The sequence below is a fragment of the Pseudoxanthomonas sp. LH2527 genome, from assembly GCF_022539275.1.
Classification (GTDB): Bacteria; Pseudomonadota; Gammaproteobacteria; order Xanthomonadales; family Xanthomonadaceae; genus Pseudoxanthomonas_A.
This window is the reverse complement of sequence record NZ_JAKZBW010000006.1, coordinates 66,475-91,115: the sequence shown is the minus strand read 5'-3', so window position 1 is coordinate 91,115 and position 24,641 is coordinate 66,475. Positions and strand designations below refer to the sequence as shown.

The following is a 24,641-nucleotide window of genomic DNA, read 5'->3' as shown; positions in this document are numbered from 1 at the left end:
AGGCCATGTCCCGGTCCGTATTGGCCGAATGTTCATGGCGAAGGCGGCGCCTAGGCTATCATCGACGGCCTGTTTCCCTGCCGCGGCCTGCCGCCAGCCCATGACCCAGCGTGCCTTCCCCCGCTTCTCCCGCTCTTCCGCGACCTCCCGCCTCGTGCTGCTGGCCCTGGTCGTCGCCTTCGCCGGCACCGGCTGCGGCAAGATCTTCAAGAAGAAGGACGCGGCCGAGAACCAGCCCGTCGAGGTGCTGTACGAGGAAGGCCACCGCTCGATGGTCAACAACAACTGGGACCGCGGCCTGCTGAACTTCCGCCGCCTGATCGCCCAGTACCCGTACGGCCCGTACACCGAGCAGGCGCTGATGGAAACCGCCTACGCCGAGTACAAGGCCGGCAAGCTGGACGAAGCCGTCACCACGATCGACCGCTTCATCCGCACCTACCCGACCCACCGCAACATCCCGTACATGTACTACCTGCGCGGGCTGGCCAATTCCAACCGCGACACGGTGTTCCTGCAGAAGGTGTGGCGCCTGGACGCCAGCCGCCGCGACCTGGCCACGCCGATGCAGGGCTACAACGACTTCGCCCGCGTCGCCGAGAACTATCCCAACAGCCGCTACGCCGCCGATGCGCGCCAGCGCATGATCGCGCTGCGCGACCAGTTCGCCCTGCACGAGCTGGACACCGCCATCTACTACCTGCGCCGCGACGCCTGGGTGTCGGCCGCCAGCCGCGCCCGCTACCTGCTGGAAACCTACCCGCAGAGCAGCTACCAGTACGACGCCGTGGCCGTGCTGGCCGAGTCCTACACCCACCTGGGCAACGAGACCCTGGCCGCCGACGCCAGGCGCGTGCTGGAACTCAACGACCCGCAGCACCCGTGGCTGGCCGGCAAGTTCCCGGACTACCCGTGGATGGTGCGCCGCCTGAACCCGTTCGCCGGCGAGAAGTCCAGCAACACGGTGGACCAGCGCAAGGACGACTGACCCTGCGGTCAGTCGCTGCAAGGAAAAAGGGCCGCAAGGCCCTTTTTCGTTTCCGCTTCCCGGTGCCTCGCTCTCACTCCGCGGCGCCGCCCTTGTCCCAGTCGAAACGGGTGAGCACCGCCAGCTGACGCGGCTCGATCACCCCGTTGTGCTGGATGCCATCGATCACCCAGGTGGGGAAGACGGTGACGCCGGCCGCCGCACAGGTGGCGGTCATCGGCGCATTGCGGCCGCCGGGGGCGCACTCCACGTAGGGCAGCTGGTCTGCGGCGTGGCCGAACTCGCGCTTCTGCCGGCTGCATTCCACGCACCATGAGGCACCGTAGAACTTCGCGCCGTACGTGGACAGGTGCTGCGCCAGTGCCTCCGCGCGACGGCTTTCCGGCCGCTGGTGCAGCAGGCCGCTCTGGTGCACGTGCAGGACCGCCACCACCAGCAGCACCGGCACCGCCTGCACGGCCCACCAGCGGCCCCAGGGCTGGCCCGGCGCGGCGGCGGGACGCCGCAGCTGCAGCCACGCGAACATCGCCACCAGCACCGCCAGCGAGGCCAGGCAGCCCGCACAGAACGCGTCCAGCACCAGCTTGCCCACCACCGTCAGGTACACGCTGATCGCCAGCCCCAGCAGCACCAGCCGCCACTGCCGCTGCCAGCGCAGCAACGGCGACGCCTTGCGCGAGAGCGACACCAGCGCGACCAGCGCGTACAGGCCGAAGCCCCATAGCGCCATCGGCACGCCGAGCAACGTGGACCAGCCGCTGCGCTGAATCGCATCGCAGCCGCCGTCGGCGGTGCAGAACGCCGACGCCGATCCGCTGCCGGCCGTCCACGCCAGGTAGCCGGTGATCAGCAGGCCCAGCACCGCCAGTGCCAGCATCACGCGGTCCGGGGGCATGGCCGGTCGTGGCGTGGCGACGGCGGGACGGTCGCGGTGCGCCGCGCGCTTCTTCTTACGGGTCATGCAGTACTCCGGCGAGGCGACGCGCCACTCACAGCGCGTACTTGTTGGTGATCGGGTAACGGCGCTCGCGGCCGAAGGCGCGGCGCGAGACCTTCGGCCCGGGCGCGGCCTGGTGGCGCTTCCACTCGTTGATGCGCACCAGCCGCAGCATGCGGTCGACGGTGGCGGCATCGAAACCGGCAGCGACGATCTCGTCGCGCGACTGCTCCTGGTCCACGTAGCGGAACAGGATGGCATCCAGCACGTCGTACGGCGGCAACGAATCCTGGTCCTTCTGGTTCTCGCGCAGTTCGGCGGACGGCGGACGGTCGATCACCGCCGGCGGGATCACCGGCGCACCGCCCACGGTATTGCGCCAGCGCGCCAGCGCGAACACCTCGGTCTTGTACAGGTCCTTGATCGGCGCATAGCCGCCGCACATGTCGCCGTAGATGGTGGCGTAGCCCACCGCGTACTCGCTCTTGTTGCCGGTGGTCAGCAGCAGCCCGCCGAACTTGTTGCTCAACGCCATCAGGATCACGCCACGGCTGCGCGACTGCAGGTTTTCCTCGGTGGTGTCGGCGGGTTTGTCGCCGAACACCGGACCCAGCGCCTCGAGGAAGCCCTTGAACGGCGCCTCGATCGACACCGCTTCCAGCTTCACGCCCATCGCCGCGCACTGTTCCGCCGCCAGGTCGTTGGACAGGTCGGCGGTGTAGCGCGACGGCATCCGCACGGCGGTGACGTTCTCGGCCCCCAGCGCGTCCACCGCCAGCGCCAGCACCAGCGCCGAGTCGATGCCGCCGGACAGGCCCAGCCACACCTTCGAGAATCCGTTCTTGCCGCAGTAGTCGCGGATGCCGCGCACGATCGCACGCCACGCCAGCGCATCGCGGCTCTCGTCACCGTCGTCGATCCAGACGACCGGGCTGAACGTCCGCGCCGCCACGTCGAAGTCGACCACCAGCCACTGATCGGTGAACGCCGCCGCTGCCGGATGCACGGTGCCGTCGCCGTCGGCGACCACGGACGCGCCGTCGAACACCACCGCATCCTGCCCGCCCACCACGTTGAGGTAGGCCAGCGCCATGCCGGTTTCGCGCGTGCGCTCGGCGATCAGCGCATCGCGCTGCGCATGCTTGTCGCGGTCGAACGGCGAGGCGTTCGGCACCAGCGTCATTACCGCGCCGGCGCTGGCGGTCTCGGCCAGCGGCTCGGGGAACCACAGGTCCTCGCAGATCACCAGCCCCAGCGGCACGCCGTTCACCTCGAAGGTGCAGGCGCCGCCGTCCGGATCCACGTCGAAATAGCGGCGCTCATCGAACACCGCGTAGTTGGGCAGTTCGCGCTTGCGGTAGGTCGCCTCGACCGCACCGTCACGCAGCACGCTGGCGGCGTTGTAGACCACGCTGCCCGCGCTCTGCGGCCAGCCCACCACGGCGACGATGCCGTGCGTGGTGGCGGCGATCCCGGTCAGCGCCGTCTCGCAGTCGGCCAGAAAGCGCGGGCGCAGCAGCAGGTCCTCCGGCGGATAACCGCTGACCGCCAGTTCGGGGAACAGCACCACGTCGGCCCCGTACTCGTCGCGCGCCTCGGCGATCATGCGCTGGATGCTCGCCGTGTTCTGCGCGACGCCGCCCACCGGGAAGTCGAACTGCGCCATGGCGATGCGGAGGGTCTGGGTCATGTCAGCCTTCGGTGTCTGCCCCTTCCCCCGCATGCGGGGGAAGGCTGGGATGGGGGCGAGTGTCCGAAAGTCGGCGGAGGATCAGCACCCGGACACCTTCGAGGTTCGCCATGACCTCATTATTCCAGAAGCGCAGCACATGGAACCCTTCGCGATGCAGGAAAGCCTCGCGGTTGCGATCCGAGGCAGCGTCCATGTGCTGACCGCCATCCACCTCGATGATCAGTCCCGCTTCCAGACAGGCGAAATCGGCGACGTAGGGTCCGACGGGATGCTGGCGACGGAAGCGGAATCCTTCCAGTTGCCGCCGGCAGAGAATGCTCCAGAGCCGGCGTTCCGCGAGCGTCATGTCGCGGCGGAGCTCGCGCGCGCGGGTGCGTTTCTGTCCTTGGCGCATGGGCACGTCCTGTGCGTGGGCTTCCTCGCCATTTTGCCCCCATCCCAGCCTTCCCCCGCAAGCGGGGGAAGGGGCTGACCGCGCACGGATCGGGATCGGGATCGGGATCGAGGACTGGGACCGCGTCCGGGCGACTCCGCCGATCTCGGGCACGGCCCCCTCCTCCGCTTGCGGGGGAGGGTTGGGGTGGGGGCGACGAAGCCCATGTCTCCACACTTGCCCAGAAAAACCCGAACGCCCCCGAAAAACAGAAAGCCGCCCGAAGGCGGCTTCCCGTACCACGCCCTGAGGCGCGATTTACTTCTTCAGGCGCGACGCAATCGCCGCACCCAGGTCGCCCGGCGAGCGGACCGTGGTGACGCCGGCGGCTTCCATCGCCGCGAACTTGCCTTCGGCCGTGCCCTTGCCGCCGCTGGCGATGGCGCCGGCGTGGCCCATGCGCTTGCCGGCCGGGGCCGACGCGCCGGCGATGAAGCCGACGACCGGCTTCTTCACGTGCGCCTTGATGTACTCGGCGCCGGCTTCCTCGGCGTCGCCGCCGATCTCGCCGACCATGATGATGCCTTCGGTCTGCGGGTCTTCGTTGAACAGCTTCAGGCAGTCGACGAAGTTCAGCCCGTTGATCGGGTCGCCGCCGATGCCGATGCAGGTCGACTGGCCCAGGCCCACTTCGGTGGTCTGCTTGACCGCTTCATAGGTCAGCGTGCCCGAGCGCGACACGATGCCGATCTTGCCCGGCTTGTGGATGTGGCCCGGCATGATGCCGATCTTGCACTCGCCCGGGGTGATCACGCCGGGGCAGTTGGGACCGACCAGCACGGTGTCCGGATGGGCGCGGGTCAGCACGTTCTTGACGCGCAGCATGTCCAGCACCGGGATGCCCTCGGTGATGCAGACGATGACCTTGATACCGGCCGCGGCCGCTTCGAGGATGGCGTCGGCCGCGAACGGCGGCGGCACGTAGATCACGGACGCGTCGGCGCCGGTGCTCTTGACCGCATCGGCCACGGTGTCGAACACCGGCAGGTCGATGTGGGTGGTGCCGCCCTTGCCCGGGGTGACGCCGCCGACGACCTGGGTGCCGTACTCGATCATCTGGGTGGCGTGGAAGGTGCCCTGCTGGCCGGTGAAGCCCTGCACGATCACCTTCGTGTTCTTGTTGATCAGAACGCTCATGGAATCTGTCTTCCTGTAGGGCGGGCCTCGGCCCGCCGTCGTGTTGTCTTGATCGCCGGATGGCGGGCCAAGGCCCGCCCTACGACAGCGTGGGATCAGGCAGCGGCCTTGACCGCTTCAACGACCTTCTTGGCGCCGTCGTTGATGTTGTCGGCCGGGATGATGGCCATGCCACTGTCGCGCAGCAGCTGCTTGCCTTCTTCCACGTTGGTGCCTTCCAGGCGCACGACCACCGGCACCTTGACGCCCACTTCCTTCACCGCGGCGATGATGCCCTCGGCGATCATGTCGCAGCGGACGATGCCGCCGAAGATGTTGACGAAGATGCCTTCGACCTTGTCCGAGGACAGGATCAGCTTGAACGCCTCGATCACGCGCTGCTTGTTGGCGCCGCCGCCCACGTCCAAGAAGTTCGCCGGCTCGCCGCCGTTGAGCTTGATGACGTCCATGGTGGCCATGGCCAGGCCCGCACCGTTGACCATGCAGCCGATGTTGCCGTCCATGGTCACGTAGTTGATGTCCATCTCCGAGGCCAGCACTTCGGTCTCGTCTTCCTGGCTGGTGTCGCGCATCGCCAGCAGGTCCTTGTGGCGGAAGGCGGCGTTGTCGTCGCTGTTGAACTTGCCGTCCAGCGCGTACAGGTTGCCGTCGTCCAGGATCGCCAGCGGATTGATCTCCACCAGCGCCAGGTCCTTCTCGTTGAAGATGCGGTACAGGTTGACCATGATGCTGGCGAACTGGCCGGCCTGCTTGGCGGTCAGGCCCATCTTGAAGCCGAACTCGCGGCCCTGGTACGGCTGCACGCCTTCGACGAAGTCGACGTTGAGCGTGTGGATCTTGTCCGGCGTTTCGGCCGCCACCTGCTCGATCTCCACGCCGCCTTCGGACGAGGCGATGTAGGTGATGGTGCGGGTGCCGCGGTCGACCAGCACCGACAGGTACAGCTCCTTGACGATCTCGCCGGCGGTGGTCACCAGCACCAGGTTGACCGGCAGCTCGACGCCGGCGGTCTGGTAGGTGGCCATCTTGGTGCCCAGCATCTTGCCGGCGGCCGCCTTCACGTCATCGACGGTCTTGCAGAACTTGACGCCGCCGGCCTTACCGCGACCGCCCGCGTGGATCTGGGCCTTGACCATCCAGGGGCCGTTGCCGAGGGACTGGGCGGCTGCGACCGCTTCGTCCGCCGTGGCGGCGACTTTGCCGGCCGGGACCGGGATGCCGTACTCGGCCAGCAGCTGCTTGGCCTGATATTCGTGGAAATTCATGCGTCACCGTGGGTAGGGAACAGAAGACATCGCCCGGGCCGGGGCCACGGGGGCGGCGGCTGGGCGAGCCCCCTATTGTCGCCGACGCGGCCGGAGGGCGCAAAACCCGGGGCCTAAGCCTTTGGTGGCAAAGGGCGGGCCGGGCGCGGCGGCGGCCCGCATGCCTATACTGTGCCCCTCGCTACCGGGGAAGTACGCGTTTGCGCCAGGCCCAGTCGCTCCTGTCCCGCATCGAATCGGTCCCGCGCCGCGAGCTGTATTTCTTCGCGCTCTACCGGGTGCTGGAAGCCGGCATCCTGGCGGCGCTGATGTTCAGCCCGCTCGGCAGCGTGCTGGGCGAGCCCCGCCACCCGGATCTGGGCACGGGGGTCACCATCGCCTACCTGGTGCTGGCGCTCGTACTGTTCTTCGTTGGCCGCAGCGTGCAGTGGCTGGTCTGGATCGTCTTCAGCAGCGTCTGCATCGACATCCTCGTCGCCGCCCTGATCACCCACGCCCTGCCCAATGCCACCGCTGGCGTGGCGATGATGCTGCTGTTCAACGTGTCGGCGGCGGCGCTGCTGCTGCCGTCCACGCGGATGGCGCTGGTCGTGGCGGTGATGGCGATTGCCGCCCTGTTCGGCGAATACCTGGTCACCCTCTTCCACGACCAGGGCGCCAGCCGCTCGCTGGCCGAGGTCATCATGTTCGCGGTCAGTTACCTGGCCCTGGCCTACCTGGCGCACCAGGCCGGTCAGAAGGCGCGCCACAGCCAGGCGCTGGCGGAGAAACGTGGGGAGGAAGTCGCCAACCTGTTCGAGGTCAACGAACTGATCATCCGCCGCATGCGCACCGGCGTGCTGGTGGTCGACGCGGACAACCACATCAAGCTGGCCAACGAGGCCGCCAGCCTGCTGCTCGGCGAGGGCGGCGATGGCCAGGGCGCGGACGGCCAGGGCGTCTCGCTGCTGCACGCCGCGCCGGAGCTCGCCCGTCGCCTGCAGCGCTGGCGCAACGGCTGGCAGACCGACGAAACGCCCATGCAGTTCACGCCCGACCAGCCGGAAGTGCAGCCGCGCTTCGCCCGCCTGCTGGCCGACAGCGAGACCTCGTTGATTTTCCTGGACGACGCCACGGTGGTCTCGCGCCGGGCCGAATCGCTGACCCTGGCTGCGCTGGGCCGCTTCTCGGCCAGCCTGGCGCACGAGATCCGCAACCCGCTGGCCGCGATCAACTATGCCGTACAGCTGCTGGAGGAATCCCAGCACGTCAACGACGGCGACCGCCGGCTGCTGCAGATCATCCACCAGCAGTGCCAGCGCACCAACGGCATCGTCGAAAGCGTGCTGGGTCTGGCCCGCCGCGAGCGCGCCACGCCCGAGCACGTGGACCTCAACACCTTCGTCCGCCGCTTCGTCGACGACTACCAGCAGACACTCTCCATCGAGACCGACACGCTGGAAACCATCATCGGCGCCAAGCCGGTGCCCGCGCTGGTCGACCCGCGCCACCTGCAGCAGGTGGTGACCGTGCTGGTGCAGAACGCGCTGAACTACGGCCGCCTGCCCGGCGAGTCCGCGCGCATCCGGGTGCGCGTGTTCAACGCCGAAGGCCGCCCCACCCTGGACGTGATGGACCGCGGCCCCGGCATTCCGGACGCCGTGGCGGCCCAGCTGTTCCGCCCCTTCTTCACCACCTCCGAGCATGGCACCGGCCTGGGGCTGTATATCGCCCGCGAACTATGCCGCGCCAACCAGGCCACGCTGGAATACGTCCCGGTACCCGGCGGCGGCGCCTGCTTCCGCGTCACCCTGCCCGGCCCGCATGCGCTGCTGCCGGCGTAGTGGCACACCCGGAATGCGGCAACCGCGGTGCCCGAATCATGTCCACCCGTCGCCTACCATGTTTAAGATTCACTGGGTACACTGCCGGCACAGGGGCAGTAGGGGGAATGCATGAATCAAAGCCGTAGCGCCCTGATCGTCGACGACGAACGCGACATCCGTGAACTGTTGACGCTGACGCTGGGCCGCATGGGCCTGCGCATCGACACCGCCGCCAACCTCGGCGAGGCCCGCGAACTGCTGGGCCGCAACACCTACGACCTGTGCTTCACCGACATGCGCCTGCCCGACGGCAACGGCATCGACCTGGTCGGCGAGATCGCACGCAACTACCCCAATACGCCGGTCGCCATGATCACCGCGTTTGGCAACATCGAGCTGGCGGTGGAGGCGCTGAAGGCCGGCGCTTTCGACTTCGTCAGCAAGCCGGTCGACCTGACCGTGCTGCGCGGGCTGGTGAAGCATGCGCTGGAACTGAACAACAGCGAGCGCGCGCCGCCCGCCCCGCCGCCGGCGGAGCAGGCCAGCCGGCTGCTCGGCGCGTCGGCTGCGATGGATGGCCTGCGCGAGACCATCGGCAAGGTCGCCCGCAGCCAGGCGCCGGTCTACATCATGGGTGAGTCCGGCACGGGCAAGGAGCTGGTCGCGCGCACGATCCACGAGCAGGGCGCGCGTGCGTCCGGCCCGTTCATCCCGGTCAATTGCGGCGCGATTCCCGCCGAGCTGATGGAAAGCGAATTCTTCGGCCACAAGAAGGGCAGCTTCACCGGCGCGCATGCCGACAAGCAGGGCCTGTTCCAGGCGGCCAACGGCGGCACGCTCTTCCTGGACGAGGTGGCCGAGCTGCCGCTGCCGATGCAGGTGAAGCTGCTGCGCGCCATCCAGGAGAAAGCCATACGCCCGGTCGGCGCGTCCGGCGAGGTACTGGTGGACGTGCGCATCCTGTCGGCCACGCACAAGGACCTGGGCGAGCTGGCGGCCGACGGCCGCTTCCGCCATGACCTGTACTACCGCATCAACGTCATCGAGCTGCGGGTGCCGCCGCTGCGCGAACGCACCGGGGACCTGTCGCAGCTGACCACGGCGATCCTGGAGCGCCTGGCCGCCCAGCACGGCCGGATGTCGCCTTCCGTGTCGCCGGAGGCGATGGAGGCGCTGGGGCGCTATCCGTTCCCGGGCAATGTGCGCGAGCTGGAGAACATCCTGGAGCGGGCGCTGGCCATGTCCGAGGGGCACAGCATCGAGATCGACGACCTCTACCTGCCGCAGGCGCCGGCCGGGAAGAGATTCGGCGGCGACTTCAGCCCCGGCGAAGTGGTCCGCGATGCGCCGGATGCGGTCGATGTGGACCCGGCGGGCGCACTGCCGGATTACATCGAGCAACTGGAGCGCGCCGCGATCCAGAAGGCGCTGGAGGAGAACCGCTGGAACAAGACCAAGGCGGCCGCCCAGCTGGGCATCACCTTCCGGGCGCTGCGCTACAAGCTGAAGAAGCTGGGGATGGAGTAGGCCGCTCAAGGGCTTGCGGCAGACCTATATATAAGTCTCGATGCAAGCGTGCGGTACATCCCACAGTGACCCGGGTGACCTTTCACGTCACTTTATGACGCCAAGGGTCATGTAACCAAAGATGTGTCAGGGAATTGGCGCGCGTCGGCTCCGAAGCCCCATGTCCAAATCTGTGACACGAACCGGGATTGACCGCATTCCCCGATACACTTCGTAAAAGAATGATGCGATAGTCCCGCCCGACTTCGGTGTCAGGGTTTCCTCCCGGGGAAGTGTGGGGGAATCGCTGGGGGTATCAGAAGTTGGCACGCATCCTGCTCTACATCCCTGCACGCGTCGTATCGCTGTACGCGGCGCCCACGGTCCATGTAGGGACACGGGGCTTGTGTCCCTAAAACCATCAAGCCAATCCTGAAAGGGGAAATACCATGAAGAAGAACGCCCAGGGCTTCACCCTGATCGAACTGATGATCGTCGTCGCCATCATCGCCATCCTGGCCGCCATCGCGCTGCCGGCCTACCGCGACTACACCCAGCGCTCGGCCAACGGTGCCTGCCTGGCGGAAGCCAAGGCCTACATCAACACCGCCGTGGCCGATGCCGCCGACAACCGTAATCCGACGGGTTACAACAACGTCTCGTGCGTCAGCATGACCCCGGCAACGCTGGCTGTTAGCGACTACACCGGCGCCACGGCCGTCCAGTTTGCTCCGCAGGCCCGCGGCACCGCCACCGTGCTGCGCAACACCAACTGCGACATGGGCAGCGGCACCTGCAGCCTCGCCCCGTAACAGGGCCGGCCTCATACGCCGGCTAACCACCGCCGCATGACCAGCGAAAAGCGCCGTGAGGCGCTTTTCGTTTTTATGCCCCGCCTGCCTGGCAACCCGGACAAGGGACACGAAGCAGGGCCTCGAAATCTACCTGCGAGACGACCGCATGAGTTCACCGCCCACCGCTTTGCCGGCTGCGCCTGATTCGCCCACCTCCACGCGGCGATTTCTTCTCATCAGTCTGATCGCGGCCCTGCTGGCGGCACTGGCGTTCACCCCCGGCCTGCCGGGCGCCTTCCTGTTCGACGATATACCCAACATCGTCAACAACCGCGCGATCCATCTCACCGAACTGAATGTCGCCAACGTGGTGGACGTGCTGGCCACGCCGCAGATCTCCGGCAGCCAGCGCGGGCTGCCGACACTGACGTTCGCGCTGGATTACTGGCGTGCCGGCGGCACCGCAGATCCCGCGACCTTCAAGACCACCAACATCGTCATCCATGCGCTTACCGCGCTGGCGTTGGCCTGGCTTTTCCGCAGTCTGCTGCAGGCGGGCGGCATCCCGCCGCGACGGGTCATGTGGTTGGCGCCCGCCCTGGCGCTCGCGTGGGCCGTGCATCCTTTGCAGGTGTCCTCGGTCCTGTATGCCGTGCAGCGACTGCAGACCATGGGCACGTTCTTCCTGGTGCTGGCGCTGCTGGCCTACCTGCACGCGCGCCGCGCGCAGATCCGCGGCGATGGCGGCCGAGCCGGCTTGCTGGCCGCTGCATTGCTATGGGCGTTTGCGCTGAACTGCAAGGAAGACACCGCCTTGCTGCCCGCCTATACCTTGGCGCTTGAGTTGACCGTCCTGCGTTTCGCCGCCGCCGACGCGCGCACGCAGCGTCTTCTGCAGCGGGGCTATCTGCTGATGGTGATGGCAGGCCTCGTGGCCTACGGCCTCTGGTTCCTGCCGAACAACTGGCAAACCGACGCCTACCCGGGCCGGGACTTCAACAGCGCGGAACGCCTGCTGACGCAGGCGCGGGTACTCTGCCTCTATCTTTGGCAGATCGTGTGGCCACTGCCGGCCAACATGCCGTTTCACTACGACTGGTTACAGCCTTCCCGCAGTCTGCTGCAGCCCTGGACCACCTTGCCTGCCATCGGCGTGATCATCGTATTACTGGCCGTGGCATGGCGACTGCGAGATCGCCAGCCACTGTTCGCGCTGGGCGTATTCCTGTTCTTCTCGGCGCACTTCATCGCCAGCAATGTGGTCGGTCTGGAACTGGCCTACGAACACCGCAATCATTTCGCGCTGATCGGTGCCGTGCTTGCAGTGGGCAGCGTGCTGGGACACATCGGCGCGCGCTGGCTCCCCCAACCGGCCACCCAGGCAGGCGTGTGCATCGCCGCACTGATCGCGCTGGGCGCCACCGCCATGGTGCGTGCGCACGACTGGCGCGATGCGCTGTCACAGGCTAAGGCAAGCGCCGCCGCTGCACCGACATCGCCGCGCGCCTGGATCACCCTGTGCGACACCCTCATCAAGACCGGGGGCGGCATGGTGGCAGGCAATCCGCATCTGGGCGATGCGATGGCCGCATGTTCTTCCGGCGCGGATGCCGACGCCAGTTCCCTCAACAACCTCGCGCTGTTGACGGTACTGAAGTCCGTCAGCGGCGAGATCACGCCGCAGGACTGGCAGCGCTTCCAGCAGCGGCTGGGCACGGCACGAATGAGCTGGGACAACATCCGCGCCCCGCTGATTCTCACCCACTACGCGGGCCTGGGCGCGAAGCTGGACAAGCAGCAAGTGCTGCAGGCACTCGCCACGCTGGATCGCAGGGCCGACCTGCGCCCCTCCACGCTGCTCATCATGGGCAACGCAGTTCGCGACACTCTGGATGATCCGGACCGGGCGATGCCCTACTACCTCAAGATCGTGGATGCGATCGGGCCAGAGGATCCATTCGTCCCGCAACTGGGCGCAGAATTGCGCGCCAAAGGCAGGCCGGACCTGGCGGATATCGTCGAACGGACCACCCAGGGACCACATGCGCTTCCGGTCGACGCACCTGACGCGCCCTGATTGCGCCGACGGATGCCGCCAGACCGGCGACGCCTGATCCTTCCCTCGACTGCAACCCGGACCCCTTCATACCCATGAGTTTCGCTACCGCACGTTTCCTTTTGCTGTCGCTCTTGGTGTCACTCGCAGCGGCCGGGCTGTTCAGCCTTGGAATCGGCGGGCCTTTCGTCCTGGACGATGCCCACGCTATCGTCGATAACACCCTGATCCGCCTCCAGACCCTGGACTACGACACGTTGATGTACGCGGCCTCCAGCTTTCATGACGGGTCTGGTCTTCGTCCTTTGTCGATGCTGAGCTTCGGCTTCGACTACTGGCGCCACGGCAGCCTGGATGCGGCTACGTTCAAGGCCACCAACCTCTTCATCCATGCGCTGACCACGTTCTTTCTCGCCGTGTTCATTCGTCGCCTGCTGATGCTCGCGCAATGGACACCCCGGCCCGCCGCCATTGCCGCATTGCTGGTAGCGCTTGTCTGGGCCATCCACCCCCTGCAGGTATCGAGCGTGCTGTACGTGGTACAGCGTATGCAGACCCTGGCGACGTTGTTCCTTGTGCCGGCGCTGTGGTGTTATCTCCGGCTGCGACTCGCACAGATAGAAGGCCGGCCAGGCTGGCCGTTCGGAGTCTTGGGCACTGCTTGCTGGGGTCTGGCGTTGGCCTGCAAGGAAGACGCCATCCTGTTGCCACTGTATCTGCTGGTACTGGAGTTGACCGTTCTACGCTTTCGGGCCGCGAGCGTCGCACGCTCACGCGGCCTGCGCGCCACCTACTTGGCTATCGTGGGAGCAGGTGCGCTTCTGTTCCTGTTCTGGGCGCTGCCCACTTTCTGGAGCAGCGAGGCCTACGGCGGGCGGGACTTCAACAGCACAGAGCGCCTTCTGACCCAGGGCCGGGTGCTGATGATGTACCTGGGGCAGATCCTGGTGCCGCTGCCCAGCCGCATGCCCTTCAACTACGATGAACTCGTGGTGTCGCGCAGCCTGCTGCAGCCCGCCACGACCCTGCCCTCATTGCTGGCCATCGCTGGCCTGCTGTCCTGGGCATGGGCGTGGCGCAGGCGCCGGCCTGTTTTCTCGTTTGGTGTATTGCTGTTCTTCGCCGGACACCTGCTGACCAGTTCGATCGTCCCGCTGGAGCTGGCCTTCGAACACCGCAACCACCTGCCGTTGATCGGCGTGTTGCTGGCGCTGGCCGACCTGATCGAGGCTGGATGGCAGCGATGGGGATCGCGTCCGCTCCTGCCGGCCTCCCTCCTGACATCGGCCATGCTGCTGGTTGCTGTCGCAGGAGGCATCCGAGCCCATGCATGGGGTGATCCGATCCGCTTCGCGAAGCACAATCTCGAGAACAGCCCGACCTCTCCACGCGCCTGGCTTGCGCTGGGAGGCGTGTACTTCGACCTTGCCGGCAGGAAAGAAGGGCGCGGCAACCCCTATCTGGACCTGGCCATTGCCACAGTGGAAGAGGGCGCCGCCAAAACCGGATCACCCTCCGCGTACGCCAACATCGTGATCTACAAGACGATCGATGGCACCGTCGAGCAAGCCGACTGGGATCGACTGCTCCAGCGGCTGGAGGAGGCGCCGATGGCGCCAGCAACCAAAGCCATCCTGTGGACCTGCTTTGCCAACGTGCGTGCAGGCATTGGTCTGGACAAGGATCAAGTGCTCAGGGTGGTCGCGACGGTCACGCGTCGCGCTGGACTCTCGCCGCTTGAGCACCTCAAGATCGCCGGCCTTGTATACCGGGATATATCGCAGCCGGAAGCGCTCCCCTACATGCTGCTCGCGGCGAGAGCGTCCCCTCCGGGCGACTCCAGCATTGTGGCCATGAAAGACGAACTGGTTAAACAGGGACACGCCGATTGGGCGATGGCCGTCGAGCGTGCAAACGCGGAAGGGCTGGCCCCGTAGAACCTGTGACGGAACGCACACTGCGGACTTTTGGCGCGGGACTTGCTTGTTAAGCCAGTGGAAAAGCCAACCCCAGGGCATGCGATGAACAGATACAAGGGCTTCACTCTGATCGAGTTGATGATCGTGGTGGCGATCATTGCCATCCTGGCCGCCATCGCGCTGCCCGCCTATCGCGATTACACACAGCGCTCAGCCAACACCGCCTGCCTCCAGGAGGCCAAGAGCTTCATGTCCATGGCCGTCGCAGACATTGCAGATGCGCGCGACAGCACCGTGTTCGCCGCGTCCGCCTGCGCAAGCGGCCCTACGACCGCCCTCACACCCACCGACTGGGCCGCGAACACGCTCGTCTCATTCACCCCACAGGCGCGCGGGAATCCGGCCGTGCTGCGGGCCAGCTCCTGTGGTGCCGGGACTGGATCGTGCTCGCTTGCTCCGTAGCGTTTACTAGGGTTCTGGTGCCGACATTCCGTTCGCCAAGAGAATGAACGGCCAGAATCTCGGCGCCAACGAGGCATCCTCCTGCCTGATTACCCGCACCTTGCGCTGCTCTCTAACCCAGGCGTACAGCGCGTCGATGCTCCTCCTCAGCCGGGTCGACACCTCCGACACCAAACGCCCCTGATCTAGCACCTATTTGGATGTGACGACCTTTAACTCATAGGTGTACCGCTTCCCACTCATATCCGCCTTCGTGATTGCCGCAATGTACGCCTTGGAGATGACTGTTGACCCTGGGCGATTCAGGGAGTGGCGCGATCCAAGGCACGCCGCAGCCTGTCGGCACAATCTGGCCAAGTCGGCGATGAGATCTCGGAAATCGCTGGCGCGGACAGCTGCTTTGAGATCATCTCGACCAACATCCCCACGTCTCCAGGCGCATAAAGCGACTGTGGGACACCCTCAAGGAGCTCACTGACGTCACCTAGCGCCGCTGCGACCACCGGTATTCGCATCGCCAGCATTTCATGCAGCTTCAACGGGAAACAGTAACGACCAAAGGCGGAGTCACGATTGCAGACTACGCCGACATCCAACGCGGCCAACAACGCCGGCACGCGTTGCTGCGGCAACATACCTAGATCGACAATGCGGGGATGAGCCCTGGGTCCGAAGCTGCCATCCGTGGGACCGGCGTGGACCAGCCAGAGATCATCGTCACCGGCCGCGATCCGCTCGAAGGCATCGAACAGATCACTGATGCCACGGTCCGCGGTCAGCGCGCCCGCCGTTCCGATGATGCGTGCATCGTGAGGCAAACCCAGTGAGATCCTGGCTTGTGCCTTGTCCCGGGGATGGAACAGGTCGCTCCGGATGCCGTTGACCACCACCTCGATGGGGCATGCCGTGCGATAGGTCACGCGCACGTAGTCGGAAAGCGTACTGCTGACGACGGTCAGTGCCCCCGCCTGCCTGCACGCATTCCGGAACGCCGCTGCCAAGCCAGGCATCTTCGACAAACCGAAGCTCTCGTAGTTGTCATAGAGGTCGATCACCCAGGGAATGCCGCGCCGTTTCGACCAGCGCATCGCCAACACTGCCTGTAGCATGTCCGAACTCGCCCACACAACGTCGGGTGTCCATCCGGTCGTTGCTTCATCCAGCCAGGCGCCATGGCGGAGGAGTCCAGCCGGCACGGCGTCGATGGAATGCCACGTCACTCCGGCACCCTCGAACGTCCCTGCGCGCGCTCCCGTTCGCCGGCGATAGCTGAGTGTGCAGACGCGAACATCGTGTCCCTGCGCCGCCAGTCCGATGGGTAGTTCGTACAACCTGCCGAATCGGTCGTCGACGAGGTCCTTGCCCGTGTACTGCCGCTTACAGAGCACCAGGATCCGCATCAGGCCTTGCTCTCCGCCAGCATCTTGAGCCACTCCAGATTGAGAGCCGCCACGTCCTCGATGCGGAACCGTTGCTCGACGATTGATCGCGCCTGGCGCCCTCGCGCCAGCCACTGCTCATCCGTGGCCGAGAGCATCGTCTCCAGCGCCTCCGCCAGGCGCGCGGCATCTCCCGCGGGACAGACCCATCCTGCGTCGTCCTGCACGGCCAGATCGATACCGCCGCAGGACGTGCAAAGCACGGGAAGTCCGGCCTCCATCGCCTCCAGCGCAGCGTTGGACATGCCTTCGTAGCGCGAGGGAAGCAGAAAGGCATCCGCTGTTTCCAGCTTCGCTCTGACGTCGTCCTTGCCCAGCAGGCCGGCGAAATGCACGACGTTTTCCATGCCCTCCGCTTCGACACGCTCGGCGAGCGACTGCCGGAGCGGCCCATCTCCGTAGAGGTCGATGACGCACCGATCCAAGAGAGGACCGATGCGACCCAAGGCGTCTATGAGCACATCGAGGCCTTTCTGATACTCGAAACGCCCGGTCCATATCAAACGGCGCGGATGATGTATTGCCGTGCGCATGATCGCTGGCCGGACGTCGATTCCGTTCGGAATATGGCTTCGCTGCGGACGGCACAGCTCCATTGCGTCGAGCTCCTCGGCAATGTCTGCGTTGATGAGGTTTATCGCGTCCACCTGCCCGTCGAGTAGGCGCCGCCACAGCGGCCACCCGGGCACCGACTGCAGGAAATTGGCATCCCCCTGCCCCCTCGCGTTGATCGGAACCGCCATGAGCGGCCACCGTACCAAGCGGATGCTCTTGGCCAAAGAAAGGCCCAGCGCTGCATCCGCCAGCCCCCGGCAGTAGGCGACATCGAATCTGGCGCGATTCCGCCACGCGAACTGCGCCAGAGAGGCGAGATACGTCATACCGCGAATGCCGCGCCCCAGGCCGGTCACCGTGCCAAGCCGATGCGTCCTGACGCTCGCCTGCCCGAGCCTGGCGTTGCCATCAGGGATACGGAAGCCCGCCACCTCGACGTGCGCACCCTGTCGACACCAATGCTCGACCAGGCGAGCAGTCTGGTGCTCCGCGCCACCCATGACCCACGGCGGCAGGTTCGCCAGCACCAGGATGCGCAGCGGATCACCCATGACGGCGCAGCCAGGCGAGATACGAAAGCACGGCCCACATTGCGTAGGCGGCATCCCGCCTTCCAGACAGGTGTGCCGCCCACACGCGTTCGACGTGCCCACGCGACGGCAATGCATCCCCCATGCTCGACATCAGGTCCATCGCCCACGGTTTGAGTGGGCCGCGCAACCAGTCGCCCACCGGCACGTCGAATCCCTGCTTCCTGCGCCCGGCGACGCCGCCCGGCAGTCGGCGTGCAAGAAGCATCCGCAGCCAGCGTTTGCCCAGCCCCCCGACGACGTGCGTGTCCGGTGACAACTGCCAGGACAACGCTTGGATCCTCGGGTCGAGCAGTGGCACCCGCATCTCCAGGCCAACCGACATGCTGGCCCGGTCGAGCTTCGTGTGGATGCCCTCCGGCAGGGCCAGCACCTGATCGGCGAACCGCATACGGCTGCCGGGCGTCCGCAGGCCCTCCGGGATGCAGGGCCAGTGCGGCCACCGCCCCGTCATCGCCGATGCACGGTCCGCCGATGACTCGGGGAACTGCAGCACGCGCCTGTAATAGTCGTCGAAATCGATCGCTGCCAAACGGCTCCCCAATCGTCCGCTGGCGCGCGATGCGCCACCCGGCGGCAACATGCCGGACAGAGCACGCAGTCCTGCGCCAATACCCCGTCGGCCGCGACGACCAAGAGGAGCGGCCAAACGCCACCATGCCTGCGCGTCCAGGTGTCGTTGATAGCCTTCAAACAGTTCGTCGCCACCATCGCCCGTCAGGGCGACAAGCGCCTTGCGGCGCACCGCTTCCGAGACCAGTACCGCCGGTATCTGGGCCGGGTCCGCGAAGGGTTCGTCGTAGATGTCCGGCAGGCGTTCCACCAGCGCCAACGCTGCGCCGGCTGGACAGCGTATTTCTTCATGCGCTGTGTGTAACCGGCGCGCTACGTCGGCGGCATGTGCCGATTCGTCCACACCAGGCTCGTCGAAGGCGACCGTGAAGGTGTTCACCAGTCCCGGCGCGTGCCGCACCATGCTCGAAACGACCAAGGTCGAGTCGATGCCCCCGGAGAGCAATGCCGCGACGGGGACGTCAGCCTGCATGCGAAGACGGACCGCGTCGTCGAGCAAGGCATCCAGTTGGTCAAGCCATTCCTCCTCGGAACCTGCTCTTGCCGGCGCGGCTTCGGGGCACGCCAGTTCATCCAGGGGTCGCCACTGCAGGAGTCGTGCAGCGAATCCCGCGCAGGAGAGTGCGTTGTATTCATCCCCGGGGCGCAGCACCAGGCAGCTGCCAGCCGGCAACTTGAAGACATCCGGATGGATGCTAAGCGGCGCGGGTACGTAGCCGAAGGAGAGCATCCACGACAAAGCATCCTGATCGACCCCGCCCTTCCAGGCGGTGTGCGTGCGAAGCGCGCAAAGTTCCGATGCGAAAGCGATTCCGCCACCGACCCAGCCAGCATAGAGCGGCTTCTCACCGGTCGCGTCGCGCGCCAGCCAGAGCTCCTGCTTCTCGCAATCCCAAGCGGCGATCGCGAACATGCCGTTGCAACGACGAAGCGTATCGATCACGCCATCGCGTGCGATGCACTCCACGAGGACCTCGGTATCCGAATGTCCGCGCCAGGGAATCGAATGCGCGGCCTCCAACCGCTCGCGGAGATCGCGATGGTTGTAGATTTCGCCATTGAATGCGATGACCCAGCGCTGGTCGGCAGATGCCATCGGTTGCGCACCGGCTACACTGAGGTCGACGATGGCAAGCCTGCGGTGGCCGAGTCCGATGGGGCCCTCCGGATTCCAGAAGCCCTCGCTGTCAGGCCCACGATGACGCAAGGCAGCGGCTGATTCCCTGAGAAACACGTCTCGCGCAAAAGCGTCGCCCCCAAAGTAGCCGGTCAAGCCGCACATCGGGACTGCCTAACGGGGAGCGCGCAGATGGTCATCTATGCAATCAATGCTTGACGAATTGCCGGCCGGTGTAATCAATCCTGTGCAGCAGCGCGGGGATGCCGTTCCTTTCCAGATACTCGTCCGTCGCCTTCCGTGCCCCTTGCCAGTGTCCATAGTCGTCGATCGCAATGACTCCAAGCGTTGAGACGGCAGGGTAAAGATGCTCGAACTCATGCAGCGTCGATTCGTACCAGTCCGTATCAAGCCGAAGGTAGGCGATGCGCTCAGGCGCATGGCTCGGGATCGTGGTCTCGACTGGCCCCTGCACCAGCTGCACGAGTTCCATCGGATAGCCAGTCGATGCCAGATTCCTCCGGACCTCGTCAATTCCCGCCTCGCACCAGCGGCTACCCACCTTTCTAACTGCATGCTCCTCGTACACCGGCAATGCATCTTCGCCCTTAAGATCGAGATCGTCCTTTCCCGGCGCCGTCATGCCTGCGAAAGTATCGAATAGGATTATTTCGCGATGCTGCCCGAGCCGCTGCAAGGCAAGTGCGGCAGCCATCATCTGGCCGCCCCGCCAGACACCGCACTCCACGATCGAGCCGGGCACCGAATGTTTCAAGACGTATTCAACGGTGCTTATCGTCGAAAGCGTTCTCTCCGCACCGGCCATCGTGAACGGAGAAACCCGCTTCAGTATCTCAAGATGCCAATCCGGGACATCCAGAAACTGACGATTCCTATTGAACTCTCTGAACGCGCGCAGTAACTGCTTCATAGCTCTGCCTTGTCATCAACGATGTCCACTTTGCCGGCCAGGCCAAAAGGTTTGCGGCACGATGCTTCAACGCCATTGCCGCCGTGCACTACTTTCATGTCGATGGCGCCCAGGGACTCCAGGAAACGACGCACGCGGCCCGCGGTCCTACGATGCTTGTAGACATCCGTCATGGCGTCATGCGTATCGAGCAGCATCCACTCGTAGTACATGTCCCTGTCCTTCAGGCCGAAATGCGGGTAGTAGTTCACCACAGGATTGAGGCGGCTCAGCAGAAACTGCATGGGGTAGTTGTCCCGGTATTTCCAGATCAGCGGGAACCACCGGTCGACCACCCGCTTCACCGCATCGAATCGCTGAGCACGCGGCAGGCCGAGGAAGTACCGACGGTATGCGATGCCGGCGGTTCCCAACGGCGGCGGCAGGTAGTTTCTGATCTTGAATCGGTAGTGGTCGAACACGAGGCGCCCTCCCGGACGCACTCTGGACCACAACGCACGCAAGGTTTCCTCCGGGTCCGGCGTGTGCTGGACGACACCCAGACACACAACAAGGTCGTAGGTATCGCGCGGGAATGGCATCTGCCTAACGTCCGCCTGTACCAGGCTGAGCCTGGAGTGCGAGCCATTGTTTCTCGCGTTCGCCGACACGGCCGCCGAGTAATCGAAGGAATCCAGCGTTGCGCCGGCCTGCAGCAGGAGCTCGGTGAACCGGCCGGCGCCCGAACCGGCCTCCAGCACCAACTGCCCCGAGAGGGCGGGCAACGCATGACCAAGGCAACGCTCAAGCCGGTCGCGCGAGAGGGTCAGTCCGGTGGCGGAGTCGAGTTGGGTCCGCGGGAATCGTACCCATTGTTCGCCGAACGCATCCGCGTAGTTTTCCGCAGGCACGAATCGGGGAATGCCATCAATGATGGGGTGGCGCGCTCCCCGCGTGGAGACGAGGAATCCCGCTTCGCGCGTAAGCGGCCCGCCGTCGACGGGATCCACGACCCGCGGAAACTCTGTATCCATCAATTGTCACCCACAACAGGAAGGGAAACCAGAACGCCCTTGGCGCCGGCGGGCCTGAGCACGTATGCCCGGGTAGCGCTGCCGAGCGCACGCGCGAGCGCTTGGCGCACTTCCAGGTGCAACCGCGTCGCGAACACCATCGCGCCCGTATAGAACAACCCGACCGCCTGCTCGTGAACCACGATCCAGTCGTTCTGCCGGAAGGTAGCGCTCCACCAACGGCGCGAGAAGTACCAACTTTCGGTCAGGACGTTACCTCGTTCGCCATGCCGCCCCGGCAGGATCACTGAGAGGGATGCGCGGTGCTGCGCGTGTTCCGGACTGTCTCCGCCCGCTTGACGCTGCCGGCGGCGCGTGCCGGTGAGCAGTTGCCAGCTCCTCTTCACCACCCATGGCCCATGCGCCATGGTCGTCCAAGTCCGCCAGACGGGCGTCGGCAGTACGTGGATGGCGATTCCGTCGGCACGCAGCACGCGCTTGGTTTCCGCCAACACGCCGTCCAGGTCACTCACGTGCTCCAGCACGTTGGAGCTGACAACGACGTCGAATGCCCCATCTGGGAACGGCAGCACTCTGCCGTCGTACATCGACACAGGGAACGACAGGTCCGCCGCGTAGGCACTCGTCTCGACATCGACCGCAGAAACACGGTGGCCTTGCGCGGCCAGCCGCGCGGCTTGGCGACCGCTGCCCGCGCCTACATCGAGGATGTCGAGCGAAGGCCTGGCCGGCCCGAATCGGGTCATGAGGTCGATGACGCACGCCAGTTCGCGGTCTCGGATGAGGTGGATGTGCTCCAGATTCATGCGCTGCCCGACCTCGCGTGACGCGTAAAGGGCAACAACGTCACCATCACCAGACTCAAGCAAGCCATCCACCACTCCGCCACCAGCAATGCCCTTAATGCCCCTGACAAGTCCGACCCGGGCACCCACCAGAGCACCAAGATCGCCATCACGGCCAAGCCCGAAAGTTCCACGCAGATCCTGACGCGCTTGCGTCCGTACCCCAGCAACATGTTGCCCGACAACATTCTCAGGCAATAGGCGGGAACCCACCATCCGAGCATCGCGACGAGTGGCACCAGCCCAGCAAAGCCTTCGCCCAGCAGCAACGGAACCACCGGCGCCGCCAAGCTGACGAGCCATCCCGCCACACCCCCATACGTCAGCACGCCGGCGACCAGCAGGAGGGTATGCCGCATCGACAATGGCTTGCCGGCGCCGGCCCTGAACAGACGCGGCATCACGACGACGGTCAGCGCTTCCACCGGCAGCGCCGCCACCGACGCCAGCCGGTACCCCGCGGTGTACTCCCCCGCAACCGCTCCGCCGCCTGCGTACATTACCGCCGTCTTGTCCAGCGAGGTCAGCGCCAGGCCGCTTGCCCATATCGACGCGAACCCCAGCCCGGACTTGAGTTCCGCAGCGTTGACCCGTCGTGAATGGCGCGACAAGCCAAGACGCCGGTGGGCGAGGCGCCAGATCCACCACACCGCGACCAGCGTCGTGAAGACGTGCAATATCGCGTATCCGGCCAGGCCCATCGACGGCAAGACCAGCAGGCACCCCGCCGCCGCAACGCGGGCAACCGAAAGGGCTACCGGAGCGGCTGCAGATTCGCCCATCCGCCCGACCGAGGCGTATGCGAACGCGACCTGCGTGCAGAGTGGCGCCAGCAAGATCTCGGCGACGCCGATCGACACGATGACGACCGCGGCGGCATCGATCAGCATCCCGAACGCACACAGCAGGTAGAGAACCAGCAGCACGGGCGCGCTCCATGCCAATCCGCGGCGTACCAGGGCCCAATGGCTGTCGAGCACTGCATGGTCACGGGCGACATGCTCGTAGAGCCGCAACCCCATGCCCAACGCCGCGAAGCCGCCTAGGGCCAGCCCCAGTCCGGCCAGTCCGGAGAACGTCCCGTACCCGTCGGGACCCAGTGCGCGCGCCAGCAGCAGCACCCACGCAAGCTGCAATGCCAGCCTCGCCACGTTCCATGCGAGCACCGCCGACGCACTCGTCGCCAATGCGCGGATCATGATGCGAATCTGCCGATGTCGTTCATGGACGATCCACCGCGCGCATCAGCAGATCACCATAGGCGTCAGCTCTCACCTCCCAGTCGAAGCGGGCGATGTCCTCGGGCCGGGGAGACTCCTGGGCTTGGAGCGCCCGCAGTACCGCCTGCGACAACGACTGGGGATCGCCCGGCGCCGCTTCGTGCACCGCCATGCAGGAGGCCGCCAATTCACGGGTTGCCGGCATGCTGGACACCACGACGGGACACCCGCAACCCAGAGCCTCGACGAGCACTAGTCCCAAGCCATCCTGGTCTCCCGTACCGGCGGCCACGAAAGGCGCGACAAAAAGCGCCGCGCGCCGGTACAGCGGCGGCAGCGCGTCCTGGCTTACCGCTCCGACGAACTCCACTGCCTCTTCAAGGCCCAAGGCTCGCGCCTGCTCGCGTCGCGCTTCCAGTTCTGGCCCGAATCCGGCCACCGTCAGCGTGACGTCCGGGCGGACCGACCGGATGAGGGGCAAGGCGTCCAGCAGGTGGCGCAACCCTTTCTTCTCCACCAGCCTGCCCACGAACAGGAGTTCCGTGCGCGACCTGGCAACGCCGGCGTCTGGAAAGAAGCGCTGCTGCAAGTCGACGCCCATAGGTTCGACTGCCACCGTATTCACGTCCAAGCCCAGCGCCCCCATCTCGAGCCGCATCCCTTCGCTGACCACCGTCGTTGCAGACGCATGCCGCACGACGAACCGCTTTAGCGACGGCAATGGCCAAGCCCGCAGCGCGAACAGGTCCGCTCCATGCGACGTCACCAGAAAGGGGGCGGCGCCCCCCGGCAGATAGCGTAGCAACGCGGCGATCAATCCTTGCGGGATGAGCCAGTGGGCATGGATGACATCGATGCGTTCGCGGCGCAGCAAGCGCCAAGCACACCAAGCCTGCGCAAGAACGAAGCCGGGTACCAGCAGGTGCTTCCAGCGGTCGCGCTTCAGGTTGGCCACTATGCCGCCGTCGTTGACGAGCGTTTCCCAACGCTGCGGCGCATAGCGGTAACGATGGACCTCGACGCCCTCCAGCATCTCGCGCGTCCTCGCACCGCCCGTATGCGGCACCAGAGCGACTACTCGAAAACGATCGGTCATCCGTTTGGCCAGTTCGTGTACGAAACCCGGCTCCGGATCACCCGCCCACCGCGGATAGGTGGATGCGAGAACCAGCAAGGTTCGCTTGCCGTCGCACTCGGACAGACTCAAGACCCTTCGCTCCCCGCTTCTCCTTCGCGCCCAGCATCGCGGGCCGGCTCTCCCATTTTTTCCCTCAGCGCCGCCGACAGCTGCTTCACGAATCACGCGTCCAGATGCTGGTTGTCCCGGCATTCGACTTCGGGCCCACGCACCGCGCCGCAGACA

General features: G+C 65.8%; 20 protein-coding genes. 7 read left to right on the top strand and 13 right to left on the bottom strand.

Annotated elements, in window-relative coordinates; genetic code table 11:
* Positions 1–100: 100 nt before the first annotated feature.
* Entirely contained in the window at positions 101–988 is an 888-nt protein-coding gene (locus MMG85_RS05385; protein ID WP_241045090.1) for an outer membrane protein assembly factor BamD, read from the top strand.
* A gap of 73 nt (positions 989–1,061) precedes the next feature.
* On the opposite strand, the gene MMG85_RS05380 is transcribed toward MMG85_RS05385, so the two are convergent.
* From MMG85_RS05380 to sucC, 5 genes are all read right to left on the bottom strand, one after another.
* Positions 1,062–1,949, bottom strand: coding sequence for a vitamin K epoxide reductase family protein (locus tag MMG85_RS05380; protein WP_241045089.1), 888 nt, complete (start codon positions 1,947–1,949; stop codon positions 1,062–1,064).
* A 28-nt stretch (positions 1,950–1,977) separates the two neighbouring features.
* Positions 1,978–3,615, bottom strand: coding sequence for an NAD+ synthase (locus tag MMG85_RS05375; RefSeq protein WP_241045088.1), 1,638 nt, complete (start codon positions 3,613–3,615; stop codon positions 1,978–1,980).
* A gap of 1 nt (position 3,616) precedes the next feature.
* Positions 3,617–4,012, bottom strand: coding sequence for a DUF559 domain-containing protein (locus tag MMG85_RS05370; protein ID WP_241045087.1), 396 nt, complete (start codon positions 4,010–4,012; stop codon positions 3,617–3,619).
* Positions 4,013–4,309: 297 nt separating this feature from the next.
* Positions 4,310–5,188, bottom strand: coding sequence for a succinate--CoA ligase subunit alpha (sucD, locus tag MMG85_RS05365; RefSeq protein ID WP_241045086.1), 879 nt, complete (start codon positions 5,186–5,188; stop codon positions 4,310–4,312).
* A 95-nt stretch (positions 5,189–5,283) separates the two neighbouring features.
* Positions 5,284–6,453 carry an ADP-forming succinate--CoA ligase subunit beta gene (gene sucC / locus MMG85_RS05360; protein WP_241045085.1) on the bottom strand — a complete coding sequence of 390 codons (1,170 nt, stop codon included), beginning with the start codon at positions 6,451–6,453 and terminating at the stop codon, positions 5,284–5,286.
* Positions 6,454–6,653: 200 nt separating this feature from the next.
* On the opposite strand from sucC, the gene MMG85_RS05355 reads away from it, so the two are divergent.
* The 6 genes from MMG85_RS05355 (at position 6,654) to MMG85_RS18435 (ending at position 14,995) form a co-directional block, all read left to right on the top strand.
* Positions 6,654–8,276 (top strand): ATP-binding protein, encoded by a 1,623-nt coding sequence (locus MMG85_RS05355; protein ID WP_241045084.1) that lies wholly within the window; start codon positions 6,654–6,656, stop codon positions 8,274–8,276.
* Positions 8,277–8,387: 111 nt separating this feature from the next.
* Positions 8,388–9,785, top strand: a complete 1,398-nt coding sequence (locus MMG85_RS05350) for a sigma-54 dependent transcriptional regulator (RefSeq protein ID WP_241045083.1) — start codon at positions 8,388–8,390, stop codon at positions 9,783–9,785.
* Between the two features lie 428 nt (positions 9,786–10,213).
* Positions 10,214–10,576 (top strand): prepilin-type N-terminal cleavage/methylation domain-containing protein, encoded by a 363-nt coding sequence (locus tag MMG85_RS18440; protein ID WP_277399750.1) that lies wholly within the window; start codon positions 10,214–10,216, stop codon positions 10,574–10,576.
* Positions 10,577–10,631: 55 nt separating this feature from the next.
* Entirely contained in the window at positions 10,632–12,635 is a 2,004-nt protein-coding gene (locus MMG85_RS05340; RefSeq protein ID WP_241045082.1) for a hypothetical protein, read from the top strand.
* 74 nt (positions 12,636–12,709) lie between these two features.
* Positions 12,710–14,551 (top strand): hypothetical protein, encoded by a 1,842-nt coding sequence (locus MMG85_RS05335; RefSeq protein ID WP_241045081.1) that lies wholly within the window; start codon positions 12,710–12,712, stop codon positions 14,549–14,551.
* 84 nt (positions 14,552–14,635) lie between these two features.
* Complete coding sequence (locus MMG85_RS18435; protein WP_277399749.1) at positions 14,636–14,995, top strand: prepilin-type N-terminal cleavage/methylation domain-containing protein; 360 nt, start codon at positions 14,636–14,638, stop codon at positions 14,993–14,995.
* A 302-nt stretch (positions 14,996–15,297) separates the two neighbouring features.
* Here MMG85_RS18435 and MMG85_RS05325 read toward each other — a convergent pair whose 3' ends face one another.
* Genes MMG85_RS05325 through MMG85_RS05290 form a run of 8 tightly spaced genes read right to left on the bottom strand, consistent with a single transcriptional unit; the run spans position 15,298 to position 24,485 of the window.
* The gene (locus MMG85_RS05325) at positions 15,298–16,395 is read right to left on the bottom strand and encodes a glycosyltransferase (protein WP_241045080.1); all 1,098 of its coding nucleotides are present in this window, start codon (positions 16,393–16,395) and stop codon (positions 15,298–15,300) included.
* The gene (locus MMG85_RS05320; protein ID WP_241045079.1) at positions 16,395–17,540 is read right to left on the bottom strand and encodes a glycosyltransferase family 4 protein; all 1,146 of its coding nucleotides are present in this window, start codon (positions 17,538–17,540) and stop codon (positions 16,395–16,397) included. Before MMG85_RS05320 ends, MMG85_RS05325 begins: the two co-directional genes overlap by 1 nt.
* Entirely contained in the window at positions 17,533–19,425 is a 1,893-nt protein-coding gene (gene asnB, locus MMG85_RS05315; protein WP_241045078.1) for an asparagine synthase (glutamine-hydrolyzing), read from the bottom strand. The genes MMG85_RS05320 and asnB overlap by 8 nt, the downstream gene beginning before the upstream one ends.
* A 52-nt stretch (positions 19,426–19,477) precedes the next feature.
* Positions 19,478–20,200, bottom strand: coding sequence for a TylF/MycF/NovP-related O-methyltransferase (locus tag MMG85_RS05310; RefSeq protein WP_241045077.1), 723 nt, complete (start codon positions 20,198–20,200; stop codon positions 19,478–19,480).
* A complete protein-coding gene (locus MMG85_RS05305) occupies positions 20,197–21,189 on the bottom strand; it encodes a methyltransferase domain-containing protein (RefSeq protein ID WP_241045076.1) in 993 nt (330 codons plus the stop codon). The genes MMG85_RS05310 and MMG85_RS05305 overlap by 4 nt, the downstream gene beginning before the upstream one ends.
* A gap of 23 nt (positions 21,190–21,212) precedes the next feature.
* Complete coding sequence (locus MMG85_RS05300) at positions 21,213–22,019, bottom strand: class I SAM-dependent methyltransferase (RefSeq protein ID WP_241045075.1); 807 nt, start codon at positions 22,017–22,019, stop codon at positions 21,213–21,215.
* Positions 22,016–23,257 carry a hypothetical protein gene (locus tag MMG85_RS05295; RefSeq protein ID WP_241045074.1) on the bottom strand — a complete coding sequence of 414 codons (1,242 nt, stop codon included), beginning with the start codon at positions 23,255–23,257 and terminating at the stop codon, positions 22,016–22,018. The genes MMG85_RS05300 and MMG85_RS05295 overlap by 4 nt, the downstream gene beginning before the upstream one ends.
* Positions 23,258–23,279: 22 nt before the next feature.
* Positions 23,280–24,485: a glycosyltransferase gene (locus tag MMG85_RS05290; RefSeq protein ID WP_241045073.1), complete on the bottom strand. Its 1,206-nt coding sequence runs from the start codon at positions 24,483–24,485 to the stop codon at positions 23,280–23,282.
* Between the last annotated feature and the right edge of the window lie 156 nt (positions 24,486–24,641).

Excerpts from the sequence above, each read along its gene's own strand:
- MMG85_RS05385 (WP_241045090.1), top strand. The coding sequence starts at position 101 with ATGACCCAGCGTGCCTTCCCCCGCTTCTCCCGCTCTTCCGCGACCTCC.
- MMG85_RS05380 (WP_241045089.1), bottom strand. The coding sequence starts at position 1,949 with ATGACCCGTAAGAAGAAGCGCGCGGCGCACCGCGACCGTCCCGCCGTC.
- MMG85_RS05375 (WP_241045088.1), bottom strand. The coding sequence starts at position 3,615 with ATGACCCAGACCCTCCGCATCGCCATGGCGCAGTTCGACTTCCCGGTG.
- MMG85_RS05370 (WP_241045087.1), bottom strand. The coding sequence starts at position 4,012 with ATGCGCCAAGGACAGAAACGCACCCGCGCGCGCGAGCTCCGCCGCGAC.
- sucD (WP_241045086.1), bottom strand. The coding sequence starts at position 5,188 with ATGAGCGTTCTGATCAACAAGAACACGAAGGTGATCGTGCAGGGCTTC.
- sucC (WP_241045085.1), bottom strand. The coding sequence starts at position 6,453 with ATGAATTTCCACGAATATCAGGCCAAGCAGCTGCTGGCCGAGTACGGC.
- MMG85_RS05350 (WP_241045083.1), top strand. The coding sequence starts at position 8,388 with ATGAATCAAAGCCGTAGCGCCCTGATCGTCGACGACGAACGCGACATC.
- MMG85_RS18440 (WP_277399750.1), top strand. The coding sequence starts at position 10,214 with ATGAAGAAGAACGCCCAGGGCTTCACCCTGATCGAACTGATGATCGTC.
- MMG85_RS05335 (WP_241045081.1), top strand. The coding sequence starts at position 12,710 with ATGAGTTTCGCTACCGCACGTTTCCTTTTGCTGTCGCTCTTGGTGTCA.
- MMG85_RS18435 (WP_277399749.1), top strand. The coding sequence starts at position 14,636 with ATGAACAGATACAAGGGCTTCACTCTGATCGAGTTGATGATCGTGGTG.
- MMG85_RS05325 (WP_241045080.1), bottom strand. The coding sequence starts at position 16,395 with ATGCGGATCCTGGTGCTCTGTAAGCGGCAGTACACGGGCAAGGACCTC.
- MMG85_RS05320 (WP_241045079.1), bottom strand. The coding sequence starts at position 17,540 with ATGGGTGATCCGCTGCGCATCCTGGTGCTGGCGAACCTGCCGCCGTGG.
- MMG85_RS05310 (WP_241045077.1), bottom strand. The coding sequence starts at position 20,200 with ATGAAGCAGTTACTGCGCGCGTTCAGAGAGTTCAATAGGAATCGTCAG.
- MMG85_RS05300 (WP_241045075.1), bottom strand. The coding sequence starts at position 22,019 with ATGAATCTGGAGCACATCCACCTCATCCGAGACCGCGAACTGGCGTGC.
- MMG85_RS05295 (WP_241045074.1), bottom strand. The coding sequence starts at position 23,257 with ATGATCCGCGCATTGGCGACGAGTGCGTCGGCGGTGCTCGCATGGAAC.